We start from the raw sequence: 18,419 nt of genomic DNA, 5'->3' as shown, positions 1-18,419 counted from the left end.
ATAAACTAGTGATTAGCTAGTAGAAAGTGCGAAAACGTGCAGCCCCTAATTACTCATACGCACATTATCTATCATTAACACTACGCCACGTTGATTTCCCCAATCAGGTAAAATAGCAAATGGTGCATTAACATTGCGTAAATCCAATGTCGAGCCTGAATAATTAACCAAATCTTTTAATGTAACCGAGTAATGTGTCCACTTATCCAACTCAGGTTTTCTAATGGGAAACGGCCCCGAACTGCAAGGGTGAAAACAATCCATTTTAATAAAAAGACCACCATCATCACGAGGATCTGAAACTAATTTTAAATCAAATTCAAGATAATTATAATCCGAATAATCGATGCCACCACTACTATCGAAATAAGCAACCCCTTTATTTGTGGAATAGCGAACACGGGATACCTGACCGTGTTCTCCATCCATCGCTGTATTAGTCGAAACAGTGTCATATTGCGCATATTTTCTTAAACGATAGGGCTCAGAAACGCCCTCCGTATAAATATCAAGTATTTTCCTTTTTTTAACGGCTGGCATTTCTGGCGTTTTAGCAATGGCAACAGGCTCTGCATCGTTAGCAGATTCATCAATTGCTTTCTTGCTTGCTTCTTTAAGTGCTTTGGCCACTTCAAGTGCGACAGCTTCATCAAACGCCTTCTTTGCTGCAGCAGCTGCGGCAGCCTCATTTTTAGCATCAGAAGTTTTTGTAGACTCAGGGAGCTTCGATTTTTCTAACTCCTTAATTTTAGCGGCAGCAAGAAACTCAGGATCGTCCTTAATGACCTCTTTGACCGATACTTTTTTAGCTTCGGCTATTTTAGCTAAACATAATTTAGAGGCGTCCTTAGAACCTTTACAATATTTTTTCAACGCTACATCAAGGTCTTTAATACAGTTTTTAAAGGCATTTACCGTTTTAGCTGGCATATCAATTTTATTGTAAACCGGCATATCAATTGTTACTCCTCCCTGACGCATTTGAATTTTATCTACAGCTAAGAAAAGGTCGAATAACTCTTTTTTATAAAACAACTCGCCATACACAGAAGTATCATCTGCATACTCATAAATTTTGCCGATTTTTTTATCATAAAAAGCTAACGTACTAGGCTCACCTGGTTTTATTCCATAGGGTAACCAAGATTGCATCCCTTTTTGTAATTCCCCTTCTTTGAGTTCAGCTTGGAAAGTATAAAATACAGGCATTCCCTCTGTCGTTAGATAATCACTATTTTTGTAGGTTAAAACACACGCAGTATCACCGATATTCTGCATACGCACTTCACTATGTTTATTCTCATTATGGGCAACTGTTTTTACCTCAGCTGCAACTGAATAAGAGAGTAAACTCAACGCCACGACTAAAATGTTATTTCGCATATTTTATAATATTCCTTTTATTAAAATATCAAAGCCAATTAACGATATTCATTTATCTAAAATTGACATACCCAACCCAAATTGTAAGCGCTTCCTTTTTTGTAGTTAGTAACTTAAAGAGTAGAAACAGTATCATTTACAAAGATAGCTGCTCTATTTATGCTTTAAAGCAAAATCTATGATAGATGATATTACGCTAACAATTGATCAACATCTAAAGGCAAATTATACAGATTAACGAACAGCCAAAAAGAGAACTACAACACAAATGGAAGCGCTTTCACAAAACAGAGAGTCATTACTTTGATTATATGATCTATTTATACCAATCGACATAAGTATCTGATCTATCTTTGCGGCTTAAAATAATAAATTGCGGCGTTGCATGCAATCGCAATCGACTACTATTACTCAATTATGTCGCTTGCTCTCCCTTATTTTTCCTCAGCAAGTTATGATCACAATATTATGCGGGTTGGTCTTAGACGTTACAACAAATGGATGATTAGAGAAAAGGAGCAGAGTGTTATCCTCTGCTCAAATAATGGTAATTAATAAGTCATGTTTTAATAGTTTGACAGGGTAATACTATCTACTTGTAATTTAACCCCATTTTGACTTCCCCAATCTGGGAAAACGGCAAATGGCACATAGACATTAATAAGATTAAGGTTCGAACCAGGGTTATTAAGCAAATCCTCTAACGGAACCTTGTAGTGCTTCCACTCTCCAAGTCTTGGTTTTTCTATCTTGTATGGACCTGAACTACAATAACCCGCACAATCCATCTTGATATTTAGATTAAAGTTAGGATGCGGATCTGCGATTAGCTTAAGGTCAAATTCAAGATAAGTATATTCAGAGTAATCTATCGCATTTTTAGTCGCAAAATAGGCAACATCTTTATTGCCCAAATAACTAATGCGCATAATATTACCACGTAACCCACCGTTAGAAATTTTTACATTAGCAGCACTATGTTTGCCATATCGATTAAGTTGATAGGGTCCTTCAGGATTATCAATAAAGATAGAAATTTTCTTCTTGTTTTTTTCTTCAGCAGCTTGTTTTGCCTCTCTAGCAAGAGCTTTAATGCGCGCTTGTTTAAGCGCCTTTGCTACTTCAAGGGCAACAGCATCTTCGAATGCTTTTTTATCTTGACCATCTTGACTTACAACAGGCGTACTTATAGATTCTGATCCCTTTGACTTTTCCAACTCTTTGAGTTTAGCCGCTGCAATAAAATCGGGATCGTCTTTAATAACTTCATTAACAGATGCTTTTTTAGCATTCGATTTTTTGGCTAAGCACTGTTTAGAGGCGTCAGTAGAGCTTTTACAATATGTTTTCAAGGCGCCATTAAGATCATTAACACAACTTTGAAAAGCCTTTATTGTTTTACTTGATATGCCGCTATTGCTATAAACAGGCATATCTATTGTCACACCGCCCTGACGCATTTGAATTTTATCTACATTCAAGAAATGGGTAAACAAGTCTGTTTGATAAAAAAGCTCGCCATAGGAAGAAACTTTATAGGTATACTCATAGATTTTACCGATTTTTTTATCGTAAAATGCTAAGGTACTAGGCTCCCCAGGTTTTATTCCGTAGGGTAACCAAGATTGCATCCCCTCCTGTAACTCGCCTTCTTTGAGCTCAACTTGAAAGGTATAAAATACAGGCATCCCCTCTGTTGTGAGGTAATCACTGTTTTTATAGTTAAAAACACAGGCCGTATCCCCAATATTTTGTACGGTTACTTCACTATTTTCGTGCGCATCAGAGGCTATTGTTTTTACGTCAGCGATAGCTGAACATGACAGAAAGCTTAAAGCAACTGCTAATACTTTTATTTCCATACTTTATAAAATCCCTAATAAAACTTCGCGAATCAGTGTGACACATTTACTAGATGGAGCTAATAATTAGTGACATTATCGCGTTGATAAAATAATTTTTGTAAATATACCATGAGTTTGAATAAATTAACTGTTAGATACGATAATTAAAGATTAAAAGTAATAAATACTTCTCAAAATTAATGTTAATCACGTAACCGTTCGTATTCCAACAAAATCAAATAAAAAAAGACGATACCGCTACAATATTCCTCCTCCTTACTAGGTAAAAGGTAAAACATTCTGCACTAACATTTATCATACGTTTGTTAATAACTTATCTAATATACCGATTAACCCTAACGCCATTTTATTTTTATAATTAGCTCAGCGAATAGCGTTTTTCCCATTTTTTAAAGGCGTAAATAACAGAAAAGGTCAGACACATATACAGCAAACCGGCCATTAAGTAAGCTTCAAATGGGGCATAATAGCGCGCGTTGACGACGCGTGCTGCCCCCGTTATATCGACAATAGTAATAACCCCCGCAATGGCACTACCATGGATCATAAAAATAATTTCATTACTGTATGCGGGTAAAGCTCGACGCATAGAGTTAGGCAAGGTAATACGACGCAAAATTTTCCACTTACTCATACCATAGGCTTTGGCAGCCTCTATTTCACCTGCGGGCATCGTTGCGATAACTCCACGAACGATTTCTGCCGTATAAGCCCCTGTATTTAAAGTAAATGCTAACAGAGCACAAAACCAAGCTTCTTGAAAGTAGTTCCATAACCAACTATCGTGCAATTGTACAAACTGCGCGGAACCGTAATAGATAATAAATAATTGCACTAGCAAGGGCGTACCACGAAAAAAGTACATGTAGAGCCAAGCAGGCCCCTTAACTAAGTAATGATTACTGCCACGTAAAATACCAACGGGAATAGCAATCAATAAACCAAGTACCAATGAAATGGCCACGAGCCAAATCGTCGTCCATAAACCTTGCAAATAGAAAGGAAACTCATTGATTATAATTGAAAAGTCCATGCGCCCTATCTCGTCTGAATGCTATATTTACGCTCAGCATAACTTAAAAATGCAGTTGATACTGAAGTAAAAAAAAGAAAAACTAAGGCAACGGCTAGGTAAAACGTAAAGGGCTGCTGTGTAGAGCCAGCTGCATCTCCTGCTACTTTCACCATATCCTGTAGACCAATAATTGAAACTAATGAGGTGGTTTTTAATAAGACTAACCAGTTATTACCGATTCCAGGTAATGCATGACGCATCATCTGTGGAAACATGACACGTACAAAAATCTTATATGGATTCATACCATAGGCTCTAGCTGCTTCCAACTGGCCTTTTTCAACCGCCAAATATGCGCCACGAAAGGTTTCTGCCATATAGGCACCAAAAATAAAACCAATTGTCATGATTCCGGCAAAATAGGGGCTGACATCAATATAATCGGGCAAAAAGGAGTACCACTCGTGGCTAGGTTGAAAACGGGTAATAATGTCGTTTAACCACTCATTTAAGTTATAGCTCAAGTTATTAACGAGCATCTGCCCACCAAAAAAAATCAACAACATCAGAATTAGATCAGGAATACCACGAATAACGGTGGTATAGAGTGTTGCAATGCCCTTTAACAGACGTGACTGGGATAATTTTGCAAGCGCCCCGAGCAAGCCTAAAATAACCGCTAAAAGCAGAGACAACAATGCCACTTGAACGGTTAGCCAAGCACCAGTGAGCAATATTCCTTGATAATTTATTAATTCATGCATAAGTGATTCTTTCAAAACTCAATAAAAAAGGATGGTTTCCCATCCTTTGTATGGATCCTTAACAAATTTTATTGCTAACCGCCATAAACGTCAAAGCTAAAATATTTGTCTTGGATTGTTTTATACGTACCATTAGCACGAATAGCTTGAATGGCTTTATTAAATTGCTCAACAAGATCTTTATCTTGTTTACGCACAGCAATACCCGCACCTTCACCAAACCATTTTGGATCATTTAATTTTGGACCAATAAAGGCGAACTTTTCCCCGCCCTCTTTATTCAATAAACCATCAGAAATAGCTGCAGAGTCAGCCATTACATAATCTAAACGATTTGCTTTTAAATCAAGATACGCTTCGTCAGCGGAGCCGTAACGTTTGATTTCTGCACTTGGGTAATTATCTGAAATGTATAAATCCATTGTAGTCGCACGTTGTACACCGATTTTTTTGCCCTTCATAAAGGAGTCATCACCTTGGTACTCTGCACCTTTTAAAGCAACAAAACGCGCAGGGATATGTTGATATTTATCAGTAAACGCCACTTTCTTTTTACGCTCAGCGGTAATATCCATTGTTGCAATAATAGCATCATACTTACGCGCCAATAATGCAGGAATAATGCCATCCCAATCCTGTTTAACAAGCGTACATTTCGCTTTCATTTCAGCACAAAGCGCATTAGCAATATCAATATCAAACCCAGTCACACTGCCATCAGCTTCTGTTTTGCTAAATGGCGGGTAGGCACCTTCTACACCAATACGGATCTGCTTCCACTCTTTTGCCTGAGCAACATTAAAAGACAAAGCAAAAAGTGCAATAAGTAAGCTAGTTTTTTTCATTGTATATCCTTATTTAACAGTAAAATTGTTTTTATTAATAAATTACATTAATAAACAGACGAAATAAATTGTTTAAATCGTTCCGATGAAGGGTTATTAAAAATATCTTCAGGTTTCCCCTCCTCTTCGACTAAACCTTTATGTAAAAATAAAACCTTACTCGATACATCGCGTGCAAATGCCATTTCATGAGTGACAACTAACATCGTTCGCCCCTCTTCTGCTAAACCTTGCATTACACTCAGTACCTCGCCAACAAGCTCTGGATCGAGTGCTGACGTCGGTTCATCAAACAGCATCACTTCAGGTTCAACAGCTAAAGCTCTGGCAATTGCAACACGCTGCTGTTGGCCACCAGAGAGCTGCCCAGGATAATAATCCTTACGTTCATATAAACCGACTCGTTGCAAAAATGCCTCTGCTTTAACAATCGCCTCTTTTTTAGGAACGCCAAGTACATGCACAGGAGCTTCAATGACATTTTCTAATACTGTCAGATGTGACCATAAGTTAAAGCTTTGGAATACCATTGCCAAACGAGAACGAATACGCTCTACCTGTTGCATTGAAACAGGCACTGCACCTCGATTTTTATCCACTCTCATTTCAATCAACTCACCATTTACCAGTATGTCACCGGATGTAGGCGTTTCAAGTAAATTAACACAACGCAGTAATGTACTTTTTCCTGAACCTGACGCGCCCAAAATTGATATAACATCACCTTTATAGGCATCTAAATCAATACCTTTCAGTACTTCATTGTCAGCAAATGATTTATGCAAATTTTTTATCGATAAAGTGGGAGTAGTTAGTGTCATTAGTCAAAGTTCATTTTCATAGGAAATTTCTCTAATTCTACCTATTTTATTGAACAACACTAATAAAATTTATACAAACATTTTATCGCTCAGCAAATTAAGTTCGTTAAAACGGAAATAAATTAGAACTGATATATAAATCAACTAAAAACCGATAAAAAGGTGACTTGATATTTATTGTTACAAATCACTTTACAAACATTTTTTCCATGTTATCGTGCGCGCAATCTTCCCTATTCAACTAACAAAAGGTATCTAACGTGTCACAATCTCTAAATTTAGCAAATCCAGGGCCGCTTGGCTTAATGGGTTTCGGTATGACAACAGTCTTACTTAACATTCATAATGCGGGTTTTTTTCCTATTAGTGCAATGATTCTTGCAATGGGTCTTTGCTATGGTGGCGCAGCACAAATCATCACCGGTATTCTTGAATTTAAAAAAGGTAATACCTTTGGCTTAACTGCATTTACATCCTATGGCTTTTTCTGGGTAAGTCTTGTTGCATTAATCGTAATGCCTACCTTAGGTTGGGCGGAAGCGACACCACATGCATTTATGGCTTGGTATTTAGTCATGTGGGGTGTTTTCACTGCATTTATGTTTATCGCAACACTACGTGGCAACTTTGTGCTTAAGTTTATTTTTGCAAGCCTAACTGTTCTTTTCTTTTTACTTGCTGCTCGTGATTTTACTGGCTCAAGCTTGATTGGCACCATTGCTGGCTTTGAAGGTATTATCTGTGGTCTAAGCGCTATTTACTTAGCAATGGCAGAAGTCATCAATGAACAATTTGGTCGCACTGTTTTACCTATTGGTGAAGCAAAGTAATAAATTTTTCTAGCACACCGACTTTCTTTAGTTAAGCCGAGTCTCACTCGGCTTTTTTATGCGTGTAGATAATTTCCACAACAATGCATCTTCTCAATTTTCTTTCAGGCATAAAAAAGGAAGCCTAAGCTTCCTTTTTGCAATCAATAAAATGATTATTCTGCTGCTGGTACGTCTTTCTTCTCAGTAGCTTCTTTAATACTTAAACGTACACGACCTTGGCGATCAACTTCTAGTACTTTAACTTTTACTTCTTGTCCTTCAGACAAGTGATCCGCTACTTTTTGTACACGCTCTTCACAGATTTGCGAGATATGAACCAACCCATCTTTACCTGGAAGTATGTTTACAAATGCACCGAAATCAGCTAAACGAACGACTTTGCCCGTGTAAATAGCCCCCACTTCTACCTCAGCAGTCAGTGCTTTAATACGGTTAATCGCATCATCAGCTTGTTCTCCTGAAGTTGCAGCAATTTTAACGGTACCGTCATCTTCAATTTCAATCGTAGTGCCCGTTTCTTCACATAGCGCACGAATAACCGCACCACCTTTACCGATAACATCACGAATTTTATCCGTGTTAATTTTCAGTGTATGAATACGAGGCGCAAACTGTGAAATATCATCACGACCTTCAGAGATAGCTTCATCCATTACAGATAATATGTGTAAGCGTGCCGCTTTTGCTTGGTTTAAAGCAATTTGCATGATTTCACGTGTGATACCTTCAATTTTGATATCCATTTGCAGTGCTGTGATACCGTTAGTTGTACCAGCAACTTTAAAGTCCATATCACCAAGATGATCTTCATCACCTAAGATATCAGAAAGAACAACGAAGTCATCGCCTTCTTTAACAAGACCCATCGCAATACCAGCAACGGAAGCTTTAAGAGGGACACCTGCATCCATCAACGCAAGAGAAGAACCACAAACAGAAGCCATTGAAGATGAACCGTTAGATTCCGTAATTTCCGATACAACACGTACTGTATATGGGAACTCTTCAACCGTCGGCATTACCGCTAAAACACCACGTTTAGCAAGACGACCGTGACCAATTTCACGACGCTTAGGCGAACCAACAAAACCTGTTTCACCTACACAGTATGGAGGGAAGTTATAATGCAATAGGAAGTGATCTTTCTTCTCTCCCATTAAGCTGTCGATAATTTGTGCATCACGTTGCGTACCTAATGTCGCAACAACTAATGCTTGTGTTTCACCACGAGTAAAGAGTGATGATCCGTGAGTACGAGGTAAAACGCCAGTACGCACATCAAGTGCGCGAACACTTTCAGGATCACGTCCATCGATGCGAGGCTCACCTTTAATGATACGGGTACGTACTACTGTTTTTTCTAAATCATGCAGATATTCACCTACCTGTTTAGCATTTAATGTTTCATCTGCCGCTAATAATTTTTCTTTAACGTCAGTAGTAATCGCTTTAACCGCATCGTAACGCTGACCTTTATCACTGATCTGGTACGCTTCTTCGAAACGCGCACGCGCTTCCTGTGCAACTAAAGCATCTAATGCTTCATTACGAGCAGGTGCAGTCCAATCCCAAGCTGGGCGAGCAACCTCTGCTGCAAACTCTTTGATTGCAGAAATAACCGCTTGTTGCTCATCGTGACCAAATACAACCGCACCTAACATCACATCTTCAGAAAGAATAGAGGCTTCAGATTCAACCATTAATACGGCGCTGTCTGTACCTGATACAACAAGGTCAAGTTCACTTGTTTCTAATTCAGTTTTGGTTGGGTTTAGTAGGTATTGGCCTTCTTTATAACCAACGCGCGCACAACCAATAGGGCCATTAAAAGGCATACCTGAAATAGCTAATGCAGCAGAAGTACCAATCATAGCAACGATATCAGGATTAACTTCAGGGTTGATTGAAACAACTGTTGCAATCACTTGTACTTCGTTTTTGAAACCTTCAGGGAACAGAGGACGCACTGGACGGTCAATAAGACGTGCAATTAGCGTTTCTTCTTCAGATGGACGGCCTTCACGTTTGAAGAAACCACCTGGAATTTTACCCGCTGCATAGGTTTTTTCTTGATAATTCACGGTAAGCGGAAAGAAATCACGCTCTTCATCATCTGCGTTTTTCCCAACAACCGAAACGAATACAGAAGTATCGTCCATGCTACACATTACAGCGGCTGTCGCTTGACGAGCAATTACGCCAGTCTCTAGTGTTACCGTATGTTCACCATACTGGAAACTTTTAACAATAGGAGTCATTTTTTTTCCTTTAATAAATTTAATTTTTATGCTTTTTATCGCGCCGATAGTATAGCTGAAACTGCTTCCAATGAAATAACTTTCCTACGGCATAAACAAAAAAAGAGCCATATAGGCTCTTTTTAAAAGGTTTTTTAAACTCAGAATTAACGACGTAGGCCTAATTCTGCGATTAATGCTGTGTAAGATGCAACATTTTTACGCTTTAAGTAGTCAAGTAATTTACGACGTTGACTAACCATACGTAATAGACCACGACGGCTGTGATGATCGTGGATGTGCTCTTTGAAGTGACCTTGTAAATGGTTGATTTGTGCAGTGTATAATGCAACTTGTACTTCAGTTGAACCAGTATCGCCTTCTGCGCGACCAAATTTTGCTACAATTTCAGCTTTCTGTTGTGCACTTAGTGACATAACATACTCCAGTATTTTGTGGTTAAGTGAATTAACCTATTTTAAATGATTATTGCCGATCACTAATTCAGCAATAAAGTGAAGGGCGCATAATACGGATAACTCAGCAACTAAGCAATCATTATTGATGATTAAATCAATAAAAAAGTCAATATATCATACCCTATCACATAGGGTTACATGGGGGATGATACGGCACTCTATTTGAGTCAGCGCCCGTCGGACAAAAAAAAGCACCACTTGCCAAAGGCAAACAGTGCAAAAAAAATAATAATCGCGTGATTCTCTACTAGGATTTCATTTTAGGTAGCAGTAAATTTAAAGCGATAGCAACCACACCACAAAGGCTAACACCCTGTAAACTAAAGTTACCAAAACCAAATGCCATACCGCCTATACCAAAAACCAAGGTCACAGAGACAATACATAAATTGCGCGAGTGAGACAAATCGACTTGATGACGAATCAAGGTATTTAAGCCTACCGATGCAATAGTACCAAAAAGTAAAATCATGATCCCGCCCATTACCGCCGTGGGAATGGTTTGCAAAATAACCCCAAATTTACCGACGAATGCTAAACATATCGCAATCACTGCTGCCCAGATCATAATTTTAGGGTTAAAATTACGCGTCAACATCACGGCACCAGTCACTTCGCTATAGGTTGTATTCGGTGGACCACCAAACAATGATGCAGCACTCGTAGCTAAACCATCACCAAATAGTGTGCGATGTAATCCCGGCTTCTGTAGAAAATCTTTTCTCGTCACATTGCTAATAGCAAGAATATCCCCTACGTGCTCAACAGCAGGCGCAATCGCAACGGGAATTAAAAATAAGACCGCATGCCAATTCCACTCTGGCGCGACAAAATTAGGCATACTAAACCATGGCGCATTAACAATCGGAGAGAAATCAATAATCCCCAGCAAAAATGATAATAGATAACCGACAATAACCCCTGCGAAGATAGGGATCAATTTGAAAATCCCCTTCGCCATGGTGGAAATCAGTAATGTTGTTAATAACGAAGCGAGCGAAATAATCATCGCCGTATTTTGCTCAACTAACACAATACTGCCATCGCCAGATTTACCCAATGCCATATTTACAGCAAGCGGCGCCAGCCCTAAGCCAATAACCATGATAACAGGTCCAACGACGACGGGTGGTAATAGACGATGGATAAAGTCCACACCGCGCAACTTAACCGCATATGCCATTAACATGTAAACAACACCGGCTGCAAATAGACCGGACATGGTCGCAGGAATACCCCATGTTTGTATACCGAACGCTATCGGTGCAATAAAGGCGAAAGAAGAAGCCAAAAATATAGGCACCTGACCTTTAGTGACAATGTGAAATAATAGCGTACCGATACCCGCCGTAAAAAGTGCGACATTAGCATCAAGGCCAGTGATTAATGGCATCAACACCAATGCACCAAAGGCGACAAAAAGCATCTGTGAACCAGCGAGAATTTGCTTAAACACACTTAAATTTTTTGTAATATCTTCAACGGGAACATCCAACGTCTCTTCCAATTCATTGGTGGAATTAGCCGACATACTTTTCTCCAATAGAGTTATAAACTCTTTTATTATTTAGTACCAAAAATTTTATCGCCCGCATCACCTAAACCAGGAACAATATATCCCTTCTTATTCAAGTGGTCGTCAATTGAAGCAGTGTATAACTCCACATCGGGATGTGCAGCCTCTAATGCCTTTAAACCTTCCGGTGCAGCAACCAAGACTAAAACTTTAATGTTATTACAACCGTTCGCTTTCAATAAATCTAATGTAGAAATCATCGAGCCACCTGTTGCTAACATCGGATCGACGACTAATGCCAAACGATCTTCTATCTGTCCCACCAATTTTTGAAAGTAAGGGACAGGTTCAAGCGTCTCTTCATCACGGTAAATTCCAACCACACTCACCTTGGCACTTGGCATATGCTCTAACACACCATCCATCATGCCTAAACCAGCGCGTAAAATCGGCACGACCGTTGCCTTCTTACCTTGAATTTGTTGTACTTCAATCTCTCCGTCCCAACCATCAATAGTAACGGTTTCCAACTCAAGATTTTTGGTTGCCTCATAGGTCAGTAAGCTGGCAACTTCGCGTGCTAATTCACGAAAATGTTTAGTACTGATATCCCCCTTACGCATTAAACCTAATTTGTGTTGAATTAATGGGTGCTTAACTTCAAATACTTGCATACTTACCTCTTAATTAAATGACTCAATATCTTATTAAAAATAAAAAAAGGGCATACAGATTACGCTGTTGCCCTTTCTTTTGATTAAGTAAAACCAACTTAGTTATTATTTAAATTTGTTGCACCGATTTGGTGGACAGAAAGGTCGGCGCCGTTAAACTCTTCTTCTTCAGACATACGTAGCGGCGCGAATTGATTGACTAATTTATAGACGACAAAACCGCCAACTACCGCAAATAGGACACCAACAATCGACCCAAGCAACTGGCTTATGAAGCTCACGCCCCCGATACCACCAAAACTTTCTAAACCGAAAATACCCGCAGCGATGCCGCCCCATAAGCCACAAACACCGTGTAATGGCCAGACACCTAGCACATCATCAAACTGGGCAAATTTATTTTGTACATAGGTAAATAGCCAAACAAATAGGCCGCCGGCAATAAGCCCAGTCATTAGCGCACCAATAGGATGCATAATATCAGATCCTGCGCAAACAGCGACTAATCCCGCCAAGGGGCCATTATGAATAAAACCGGGGTCTTTTTTACCAATAACCAAAGAACTAATTATTCCCCCAACCATCGCCATTAATGAGTTCATGGCAACTAAACCACTAATACCTTCGATGGCCTGTGCTGACATCACATTGAAGCCAAACCAACCGACAGAGAGGATCCAAGCGCCTAATGCTAGTAATGGGATATTAGAAGGTGCAAATGCAACGACTTTACCACCACGATAACGACCATTACGGCTACCTAAAACAATAATAGCAGCGAAAGCAATCCATCCACCTACAGCGTGAACAACAATTGAGCCAGCAAAATCATGGAAAGCGGCACCAAAACTACTTTCTAACCAAGCTTGAAATCCCCAATTCCCATTCCAAATCAAACCTTCGAATAATGGATATACAATGCCAACACAGAGTGCTGCAGCAATTAACATCGGGTTAAATTTGGCTCGCTCAGCAACTCCACCAGAAATAATTGCCGGTATAGCAGCGGCAAATGTCATTAAAAAGAAAAACTTAACTAACTCATAACCATTGTTTTGCGCCAGTACAGATGCACTATCAAAGAAAGTTACCCCATAGGCCAACCAGTAACCAAAGAAAAAATACACCAAGGCAGAGACGCCAAAATCTGACATGATTTTTACTAATGCATTAACTTGGTTTTTATGGCGAACAGTCCCCACCTCTAAAAATGCAAAGCCAGCATGCATGGCGAAAACCATGATTGCCCCTAGTAAAATAAATAGGGTATCCGCACTACTAACGAGTGCACTCACGTGATTTTGAATAGATTCCATTCTTTCCTCATGAATAAAGTAAATTAAAATTGGTCAGAACATTAACTTATCCGCCGTAAAATTAAAAATACTTTTATCCGATCTAGTACAAAAGACGACAAAAAATGATTAAAAACAACAAATTTAACGATAAAAAAATGATAGAAACTTATTGTTTAATGCGAATTTTCTATCTATTTTTCCCCATGCCACCTCAAGGTGCTTGCTCAGCTACCAGTTCAAATAGCAGATCAAAGTACAACATGAGGTAATTGGTCGTCATTTTTTGAGGGTAATACCAATCTACATAATATGATGGGCATTCTTGTAAACTTGGCCCCTTGAAGTAGCCCGGGTATATTTCTCTGTGGCATACAAAAACGGCAACTTGTAGAAAGCTGCCATTTTTATTTATAGACGTTAACGGTCAAACTCACGTTTAGGTAACGACTAACCTTTAGCAATAAGCTGATTAGGATCTAAGCGGCTTACCCGCGCTCTAATCTTCGCTTCAAGCTGTTCAATGACTTTGTCGTTATCAAATCGATCGCGTTGACGCACACCATCTTCGTAAAACCCGCTCTTATTTTTACCACCTGTGATACCTAAATCTGAAATTAAAGCTTCACCAGGTCCATTGACAACACAACCAATGATAGAAACATCAATAGGAGTAATAATATCTTCTAAGCGCTGTTCCAGTGCATTTACCGTTGCAATGACATCAAATTCTTGTCGGGAACAGGTTGGGCATGCGATAAAATTAATACCACGACTACGAATACGCAGTGATTTTAAAATATCAAAACCGACTTTGATTTCTTCAACAGGATCAGCAGCTAAAGAAACACGCAAAGTATCACCAATCCCCTGTGCCAGTAACATTCCTAGACCTACCGCTGATTTCACTGACCCACTACGTAATCCGCCAGCTTCGGTAATTCCTAAATGTAATGGCTGAATAATTTGTTTTGCGAGCAGCTGATACGATTCAACCGCTAATAATGCATCGGATGCTTTAACGCTCACTTTGAATTGATCAAAATTAAGGCGATCCAAAATATCCACATGGCGTAGCGCTGAGTCAACTAATGCTTGTGCTGTTGGCTCGCCATATTTTTCTTGGATATCAGCTTCTAATGAGCCACCATTGACACCGATACGAATAGGTATGTTTTTATCACGAGCACAATCAACAACACTGCGGATGCGCTGCTCATTACCTATATTACCCGGATTAATCCGTAAACAATCGACGCCATATTCAGCAACCTTTAAAGCAATGCGATAATCAAAGTGAATATCAGCCACCAATGCAATATTGGTTTGCGCTTTAATCTCTTTAAATGCCTCTGCTGCATTCATAGTAGGAATGGAGATGCGAACAATATCTGCACCGACCGCCTCTAAGCGCTTAATTTGCGCAACAGTTGCAGCTACATCGGTGGTTAATGTATTTGTCATAGACTGCACAGAGATCGGTGCATTACCTCCAACGGGTACATTACCAACCATGATCTGTTTTGAAACTCGACGAATAATTGAAGAAGAATGACTCATAATAGTTTTTACTCTTTGCTATGTTCAGCGGATCTATTGCTCGTGGCAGCTTTTATGGAATAGTAAATCGCGTAGTGCGGCCACTTTTAAACTGACCATCAACGATTTCACCTTGATATTGTATCTCAACCGCCGCTGGGTCACCTAATTTCAATTTAAATGGGGCAACACCAATAAGGTTTAATTGCGCCCCTTTTTTATATAAATTAAATGCTAAACGCTTATTGTTTGCATCAAATATTTCCGTCCAGCAATCTTTAGAGAAGGTCAACGTCAATCTCTCTTGACCGATCATCGTATCATCAAGCGTCGTTGTATTTATAGTCGACAGCGATTCACTAACACCATTTTCTAATACGCTTTTATCAAGCGTAGACTCAGGTTCAACACCATTAGAAACAGCAGGTATATCTAACTCGTCATCCATGCTTTGAGTAGAACTATCACTCTCATCTGGCTCAACAGCTTCCTCTATATTATCGCTATTTAATTGACTTTCTTGTGCCGCCGACGTCTCTTCTGTTTGCTCAGCATTTTCGACTATCAAAGTTTCCTCTGCGGCAGAGTGTTGAATATCTTCATCGCTTGGCGCACTATCAATTTTCATCGTTGCATTTTCGGTTTTATTCTCGATAGGGGTATTATCAGTAAATAGTCCCTGTTGATCAGCAAACCAATAAAGCGTAATGAACACAATAGTCGCCAGCAACAATAACCAAGTAACTCTGCGCTTATTTTTTCTTGGCGGCTTTCGCTGCGGAGCTTGAAATGTATATTTATGGTGCTCGGTCAGCTTTTTAAACTCAGCAAAAGCACTTAAGTCATGCAGGCCAACCAGTTTGCCATAATTGACAATGTAACCACGTAAATAGATACTTGGATATTTATCAGAATCAATGGTCACATCCAATTCATTTTCAATATTTAGCACGGTGCTAGCACTCAGATTCAACTTCTCAGCGACATCATCAACGCTTAAGGATGCCACTATTCGAGCATCTTTTAATGCCTGGCCAAGTGGTACGATAATAGCTTGCTCTTGGTTATTCATAGTACTCATGATTTAAATAATCTAAGGCTTGTTGAGAATCAGGGAATTGATTTAATAATTCCCCGGCGTATTTATTAAGAGTGGCACTTTTTTCCGTTGCATAACTCAAACGGATTAATTGCCACAACAATTCAGGCGAAGCTTTATTTTTTTTCTGATAATTAAACAGATTTAGACGTGCTTCTGTAAAGTTTTTTAAAGTAATATTAAACTTTGCCAAATACAAATTTAGATAGTATTTATTCGGGTTATGCGATATTGCGTATTGATAATAAAAAAGCGCCTTATTGATATCGCCAGCCTTTTCTGCACAGGTACCCGCATTTTCATAGGTATTCGCCACATTGGTGTAACTACTTTGTTTAACCGCAGTAAGAAATGCTTTTTCAGCCTCAGCATAACGTGCTTTTTCACATAAAAAAGTACCATAATTATTATAGGTATCAGGATTTTTAGAGTCCATTGAGAGGGATTTTTTATATAACTCTTCGGCCTTTTGATCTTCATTGACTCGCTGGTAATAATATGCAAAAACACGATAAATATTGGCATCATTCGGTTGATATTCTAATGCCTTTTCAATATTTTTTTTCGCTTGCTGCATATCATTTTTTTGTAGATAAAGCAGCGCTAATTTAATGCGAGTATCAGCAGCGGCTTGCGGATCAAAAACCTGTGGCTGTCCACTTCCACCATTACTGGTTGTCACCGATGTTTCACTGGAGACACAAGCGGACAGTAAAAACAAACATGAAATGAGCATAAAAAATTGGTGCATATATTCCTCAATAACTATCCCTGAAATACGCATTTTGCATAACACAGTAGTAATACCATTGTGAACGATATTGCCCCCGCTTGCATCCGTTTTTTCACCGTTATTGAATATCGATCATCTACTTAGTATCATTTAAGCATCAGAAATTACAATATTTTCACCCTTTTGACGTTTCTTCATGGTACGTTTCGTACGATCAATAACATCGCCAACTAATTGACCACAAGCAGCATCAATATCATCACCACGCGTCTTACGAACAATAACCGTGTAGCCATATTCCATGAGCACCTTATTAAAACGATCAACGCGGCTATTGCTTGGTTTTTTATATTCATTATCTGGAAATGGGTTAAATGGAATCAAATTAATTTTACAGGGTGTATCTTTAAGTAAATGCGCCAATTCATGAGCTTGATCCGTTGAGTCGTTATAGTGATCTAACAATAAATACTCAACCGTAACCTTGCCTCGATTCGCATTTGACTTATCAATATAACGTTTAACACCCGCTAAAAAATCAGCAATGTTATACTTATCATTAATCGGCATCATTTCAGAGCGTAATTTATCATTTGCAGCATGCAACGAAATAGCTAAAGCAACGTCGATTCTATCCCCTAAAATATCCAAAGCAGGAACAACGCCAGAGGTTGATACCGTGACGCGACGTTTAGAGAGTGCGTAGCCAAAGTCATCGAGCATCAACTCCATTGCAGGGATAACATTATTAAGATTCAACAATGGTTCCCCATCCCCATCATCACCACATTAGTAATTGGGCGCTTGCCACTTTCACCCATCACACCAACCACTTTCGCGGCTCGCCATACTTGGCCAATAATTTCAGACACCGCTAAATTACGATTAAATCCCTGTTGCGCCGTAGAGCAGAAATTACAGGCTAATGCACAGCCTACTTGTGAAGAAACACAAAGTGTTGCGCGATCTTTTTCTGGAATATAGACAGTTTCAACATCTTGATCGCCGACAGTCATCGCCCATTTTATCGTACCGTCGCTACTACGTTGCTCCACTTTTATCTCTGGCGCTCTAATTTCCGCCCGCACTTTTAATTTCTCACGTAATGTTTTATTAATATTACTCATTAAATCAAAATCATCACAACCAAAATGATAAATCCACTTCATTACCTGTTCAGCGCGGAACGGTTTCTCGCCTAGTTCAACAAAAAACGCACGTAAACCTTCGCGGTTTAAATCTAATAGGTTTACTTTTTTAATACTCATGGAAGCCTCGTTACAACAAAATGGGGGCAAAATTGGAAAGGGATTGTACAAAG

15 protein-coding genes and 1 pseudogene are annotated in these 18,419 nt (G+C 39.1%); 1 reads left to right on the top strand and 15 read right to left on the bottom strand.

The genetic code is table 11. The features are described 5' to 3' along the window. Positions 1-45: 45 nt before the first annotated feature. The 6 genes from AB1A03_RS12465 to AB1A03_RS12440 form a co-directional block, all read right to left on the bottom strand. Positions 46-1,383 (bottom strand): hypothetical protein, encoded by a 1,338-nt coding sequence (locus AB1A03_RS12465; protein ID WP_354624960.1) that lies wholly within the window; start codon positions 1,381-1,383, stop codon positions 46-48. Between the two features lie 566 nt (positions 1,384-1,949). After that, on the bottom strand, positions 1,950-3,245 hold the full coding sequence (locus AB1A03_RS12460) for a hypothetical protein (RefSeq protein ID WP_354624959.1): 1,296 nt from the start codon (positions 3,243-3,245) through the stop codon (positions 1,950-1,952). Between the two features lie 361 nt (positions 3,246-3,606). Then, positions 3,607-4,281, bottom strand: coding sequence for an ABC transporter permease (locus tag AB1A03_RS12455; protein ID WP_354624958.1), 675 nt, complete (start codon positions 4,279-4,281; stop codon positions 3,607-3,609). 5 nt (positions 4,282-4,286) lie between these two features. Continuing rightward, positions 4,287-5,027 (bottom strand): ABC transporter permease, encoded by a 741-nt coding sequence (locus AB1A03_RS12450; RefSeq protein WP_354624957.1) that lies wholly within the window; start codon positions 5,025-5,027, stop codon positions 4,287-4,289. A 74-nt stretch (positions 5,028-5,101) separates the two neighbouring features. After that, complete coding sequence (gene aotJ, locus AB1A03_RS12445) at positions 5,102-5,872, bottom strand: L-arginine-binding protein AotJ (RefSeq protein ID WP_354624956.1); 771 nt, start codon at positions 5,870-5,872, stop codon at positions 5,102-5,104. Between the two features lie 47 nt (positions 5,873-5,919). Further along, the gene (locus tag AB1A03_RS12440) at positions 5,920-6,693 is read right to left on the bottom strand and encodes an ABC transporter ATP-binding protein (RefSeq protein ID WP_354624955.1); all 774 of its coding nucleotides are present in this window, start codon (positions 6,691-6,693) and stop codon (positions 5,920-5,922) included. 260 nt (positions 6,694-6,953) lie between these two features. Between AB1A03_RS12440 and AB1A03_RS12435 the strand changes: the two genes are divergently transcribed. After that, on the top strand, positions 6,954-7,523 hold the full coding sequence (locus AB1A03_RS12435) for an acetate uptake transporter (RefSeq protein WP_354624954.1): 570 nt from the start codon (positions 6,954-6,956) through the stop codon (positions 7,521-7,523). Positions 7,524-7,678: 155 nt separating this feature from the next. Here the strand turns inward: AB1A03_RS12435 and pnp are convergent, their stop codons facing one another. The 9 genes and pseudogenes from pnp to rlmN all read right to left on the bottom strand — a co-directional run bounded on the left by pnp (position 7,679) and on the right by rlmN (position 18,366). Beyond that, positions 7,679-9,784 carry a polyribonucleotide nucleotidyltransferase gene (gene pnp / locus AB1A03_RS12430; RefSeq protein ID WP_354624953.1) on the bottom strand — a complete coding sequence of 702 codons (2,106 nt, stop codon included), beginning with the start codon at positions 9,782-9,784 and terminating at the stop codon, positions 7,679-7,681. A gap of 146 nt (positions 9,785-9,930) precedes the next feature. Continuing rightward, on the bottom strand, positions 9,931-10,200 hold the full coding sequence (gene rpsO, locus AB1A03_RS12425; protein WP_354624952.1) for a 30S ribosomal protein S15: 270 nt from the start codon (positions 10,198-10,200) through the stop codon (positions 9,931-9,933). A 289-nt stretch (positions 10,201-10,489) separates the two neighbouring features. Beyond that, positions 10,490-11,773 carry a uracil-xanthine permease family protein gene (locus AB1A03_RS12420; RefSeq protein WP_354624951.1) on the bottom strand — a complete coding sequence of 428 codons (1,284 nt, stop codon included), beginning with the start codon at positions 11,771-11,773 and terminating at the stop codon, positions 10,490-10,492. 32 nt (positions 11,774-11,805) lie between these two features. Next, entirely contained in the window at positions 11,806-12,432 is a 627-nt protein-coding gene (upp, locus tag AB1A03_RS12415; RefSeq protein ID WP_354624950.1) for a uracil phosphoribosyltransferase, read from the bottom strand. A gap of 98 nt (positions 12,433-12,530) precedes the next feature. Continuing rightward, on the bottom strand, positions 12,531-13,748 hold the full coding sequence (locus tag AB1A03_RS12410; protein WP_354624949.1) for an ammonium transporter: 1,218 nt from the start codon (positions 13,746-13,748) through the stop codon (positions 12,531-12,533). Between the two features lie 429 nt (positions 13,749-14,177). Beyond that, positions 14,178-15,287, bottom strand: coding sequence for a flavodoxin-dependent (E)-4-hydroxy-3-methylbut-2-enyl-diphosphate synthase (gene ispG / locus AB1A03_RS12405; RefSeq protein WP_354624948.1), 1,110 nt, complete (start codon positions 15,285-15,287; stop codon positions 14,178-14,180). Positions 15,288-15,339: 52 nt separating this feature from the next. Further along, positions 15,340-16,338, bottom strand: a complete 999-nt coding sequence (locus tag AB1A03_RS12400) for a RodZ domain-containing protein (RefSeq protein ID WP_354624947.1) — start codon at positions 16,336-16,338, stop codon at positions 15,340-15,342. Then, positions 16,331-17,116, bottom strand: coding sequence for a type IV pilus biogenesis/stability protein PilW (pilW, locus tag AB1A03_RS12395; protein WP_354624946.1), 786 nt, complete (start codon positions 17,114-17,116; stop codon positions 16,331-16,333). The genes AB1A03_RS12400 and pilW overlap by 8 nt, the downstream gene beginning before the upstream one ends. Positions 17,117-17,248: 132 nt before the next feature. Beyond that, a pseudogene (gene rlmN / locus AB1A03_RS12390) lies at positions 17,249-18,366 on the bottom strand (dual-specificity RNA methyltransferase RlmN). Positions 18,367-18,419: the final 53 nt, after the last annotated feature.

It is taken from the genome of Psychromonas sp. MME2, from assembly GCF_040566515.1.
GTDB lineage: Bacteria > Pseudomonadota > Gammaproteobacteria > Enterobacterales > Psychromonadaceae > Psychromonas.
Note: the sequence above shows the minus strand (reverse complement) of the source record. Positions and strands in the feature narration are given on the sequence as shown.

What these genes read in the sequence shown, in the direction of transcription:
- AB1A03_RS12465 (WP_354624960.1), bottom strand. Translation starts at nt 1,383, where the DNA reads ATGCGAAATAACATTTTAGTCGTGGCGTTGAGTTTACTCTCTTATTCA.
- pilW (WP_354624946.1), bottom strand. Translation starts at nt 17,116, where the DNA reads ATGCACCAATTTTTTATGCTCATTTCATGTTTGTTTTTACTGTCCGCT.
- AB1A03_RS12450 (WP_354624957.1), bottom strand. Translation starts at nt 5,027, where the DNA reads ATGCATGAATTAATAAATTATCAAGGAATATTGCTCACTGGTGCTTGG.
- AB1A03_RS12440 (WP_354624955.1), bottom strand. Translation starts at nt 6,693, where the DNA reads ATGACACTAACTACTCCCACTTTATCGATAAAAAATTTGCATAAATCA.
- upp (WP_354624950.1), bottom strand. Translation starts at nt 12,432, where the DNA reads ATGCAAGTATTTGAAGTTAAGCACCCATTAATTCAACACAAATTAGGT.
- pnp (WP_354624953.1), bottom strand. Translation starts at nt 9,784, where the DNA reads ATGACTCCTATTGTTAAAAGTTTCCAGTATGGTGAACATACGGTAACA.
- AB1A03_RS12460 (WP_354624959.1), bottom strand. Translation starts at nt 3,245, where the DNA reads ATGGAAATAAAAGTATTAGCAGTTGCTTTAAGCTTTCTGTCATGTTCA.
- rpsO (WP_354624952.1), bottom strand. Translation starts at nt 10,200, where the DNA reads ATGTCACTAAGTGCACAACAGAAAGCTGAAATTGTAGCAAAATTTGGT.
- aotJ (WP_354624956.1), bottom strand. Translation starts at nt 5,872, where the DNA reads ATGAAAAAAACTAGCTTACTTATTGCACTTTTTGCTTTGTCTTTTAAT.
- AB1A03_RS12420 (WP_354624951.1), bottom strand. Translation starts at nt 11,773, where the DNA reads ATGTCGGCTAATTCCACCAATGAATTGGAAGAGACGTTGGATGTTCCC.
- AB1A03_RS12410 (WP_354624949.1), bottom strand. Translation starts at nt 13,748, where the DNA reads ATGGAATCTATTCAAAATCACGTGAGTGCACTCGTTAGTAGTGCGGAT.
- AB1A03_RS12400 (WP_354624947.1), bottom strand. Translation starts at nt 16,338, where the DNA reads ATGAATAACCAAGAGCAAGCTATTATCGTACCACTTGGCCAGGCATTA.
- ispG (WP_354624948.1), bottom strand. Translation starts at nt 15,287, where the DNA reads ATGAGTCATTCTTCTTCAATTATTCGTCGAGTTTCAAAACAGATCATG.
- AB1A03_RS12455 (WP_354624958.1), bottom strand. Translation starts at nt 4,281, where the DNA reads ATGGACTTTTCAATTATAATCAATGAGTTTCCTTTCTATTTGCAAGGT.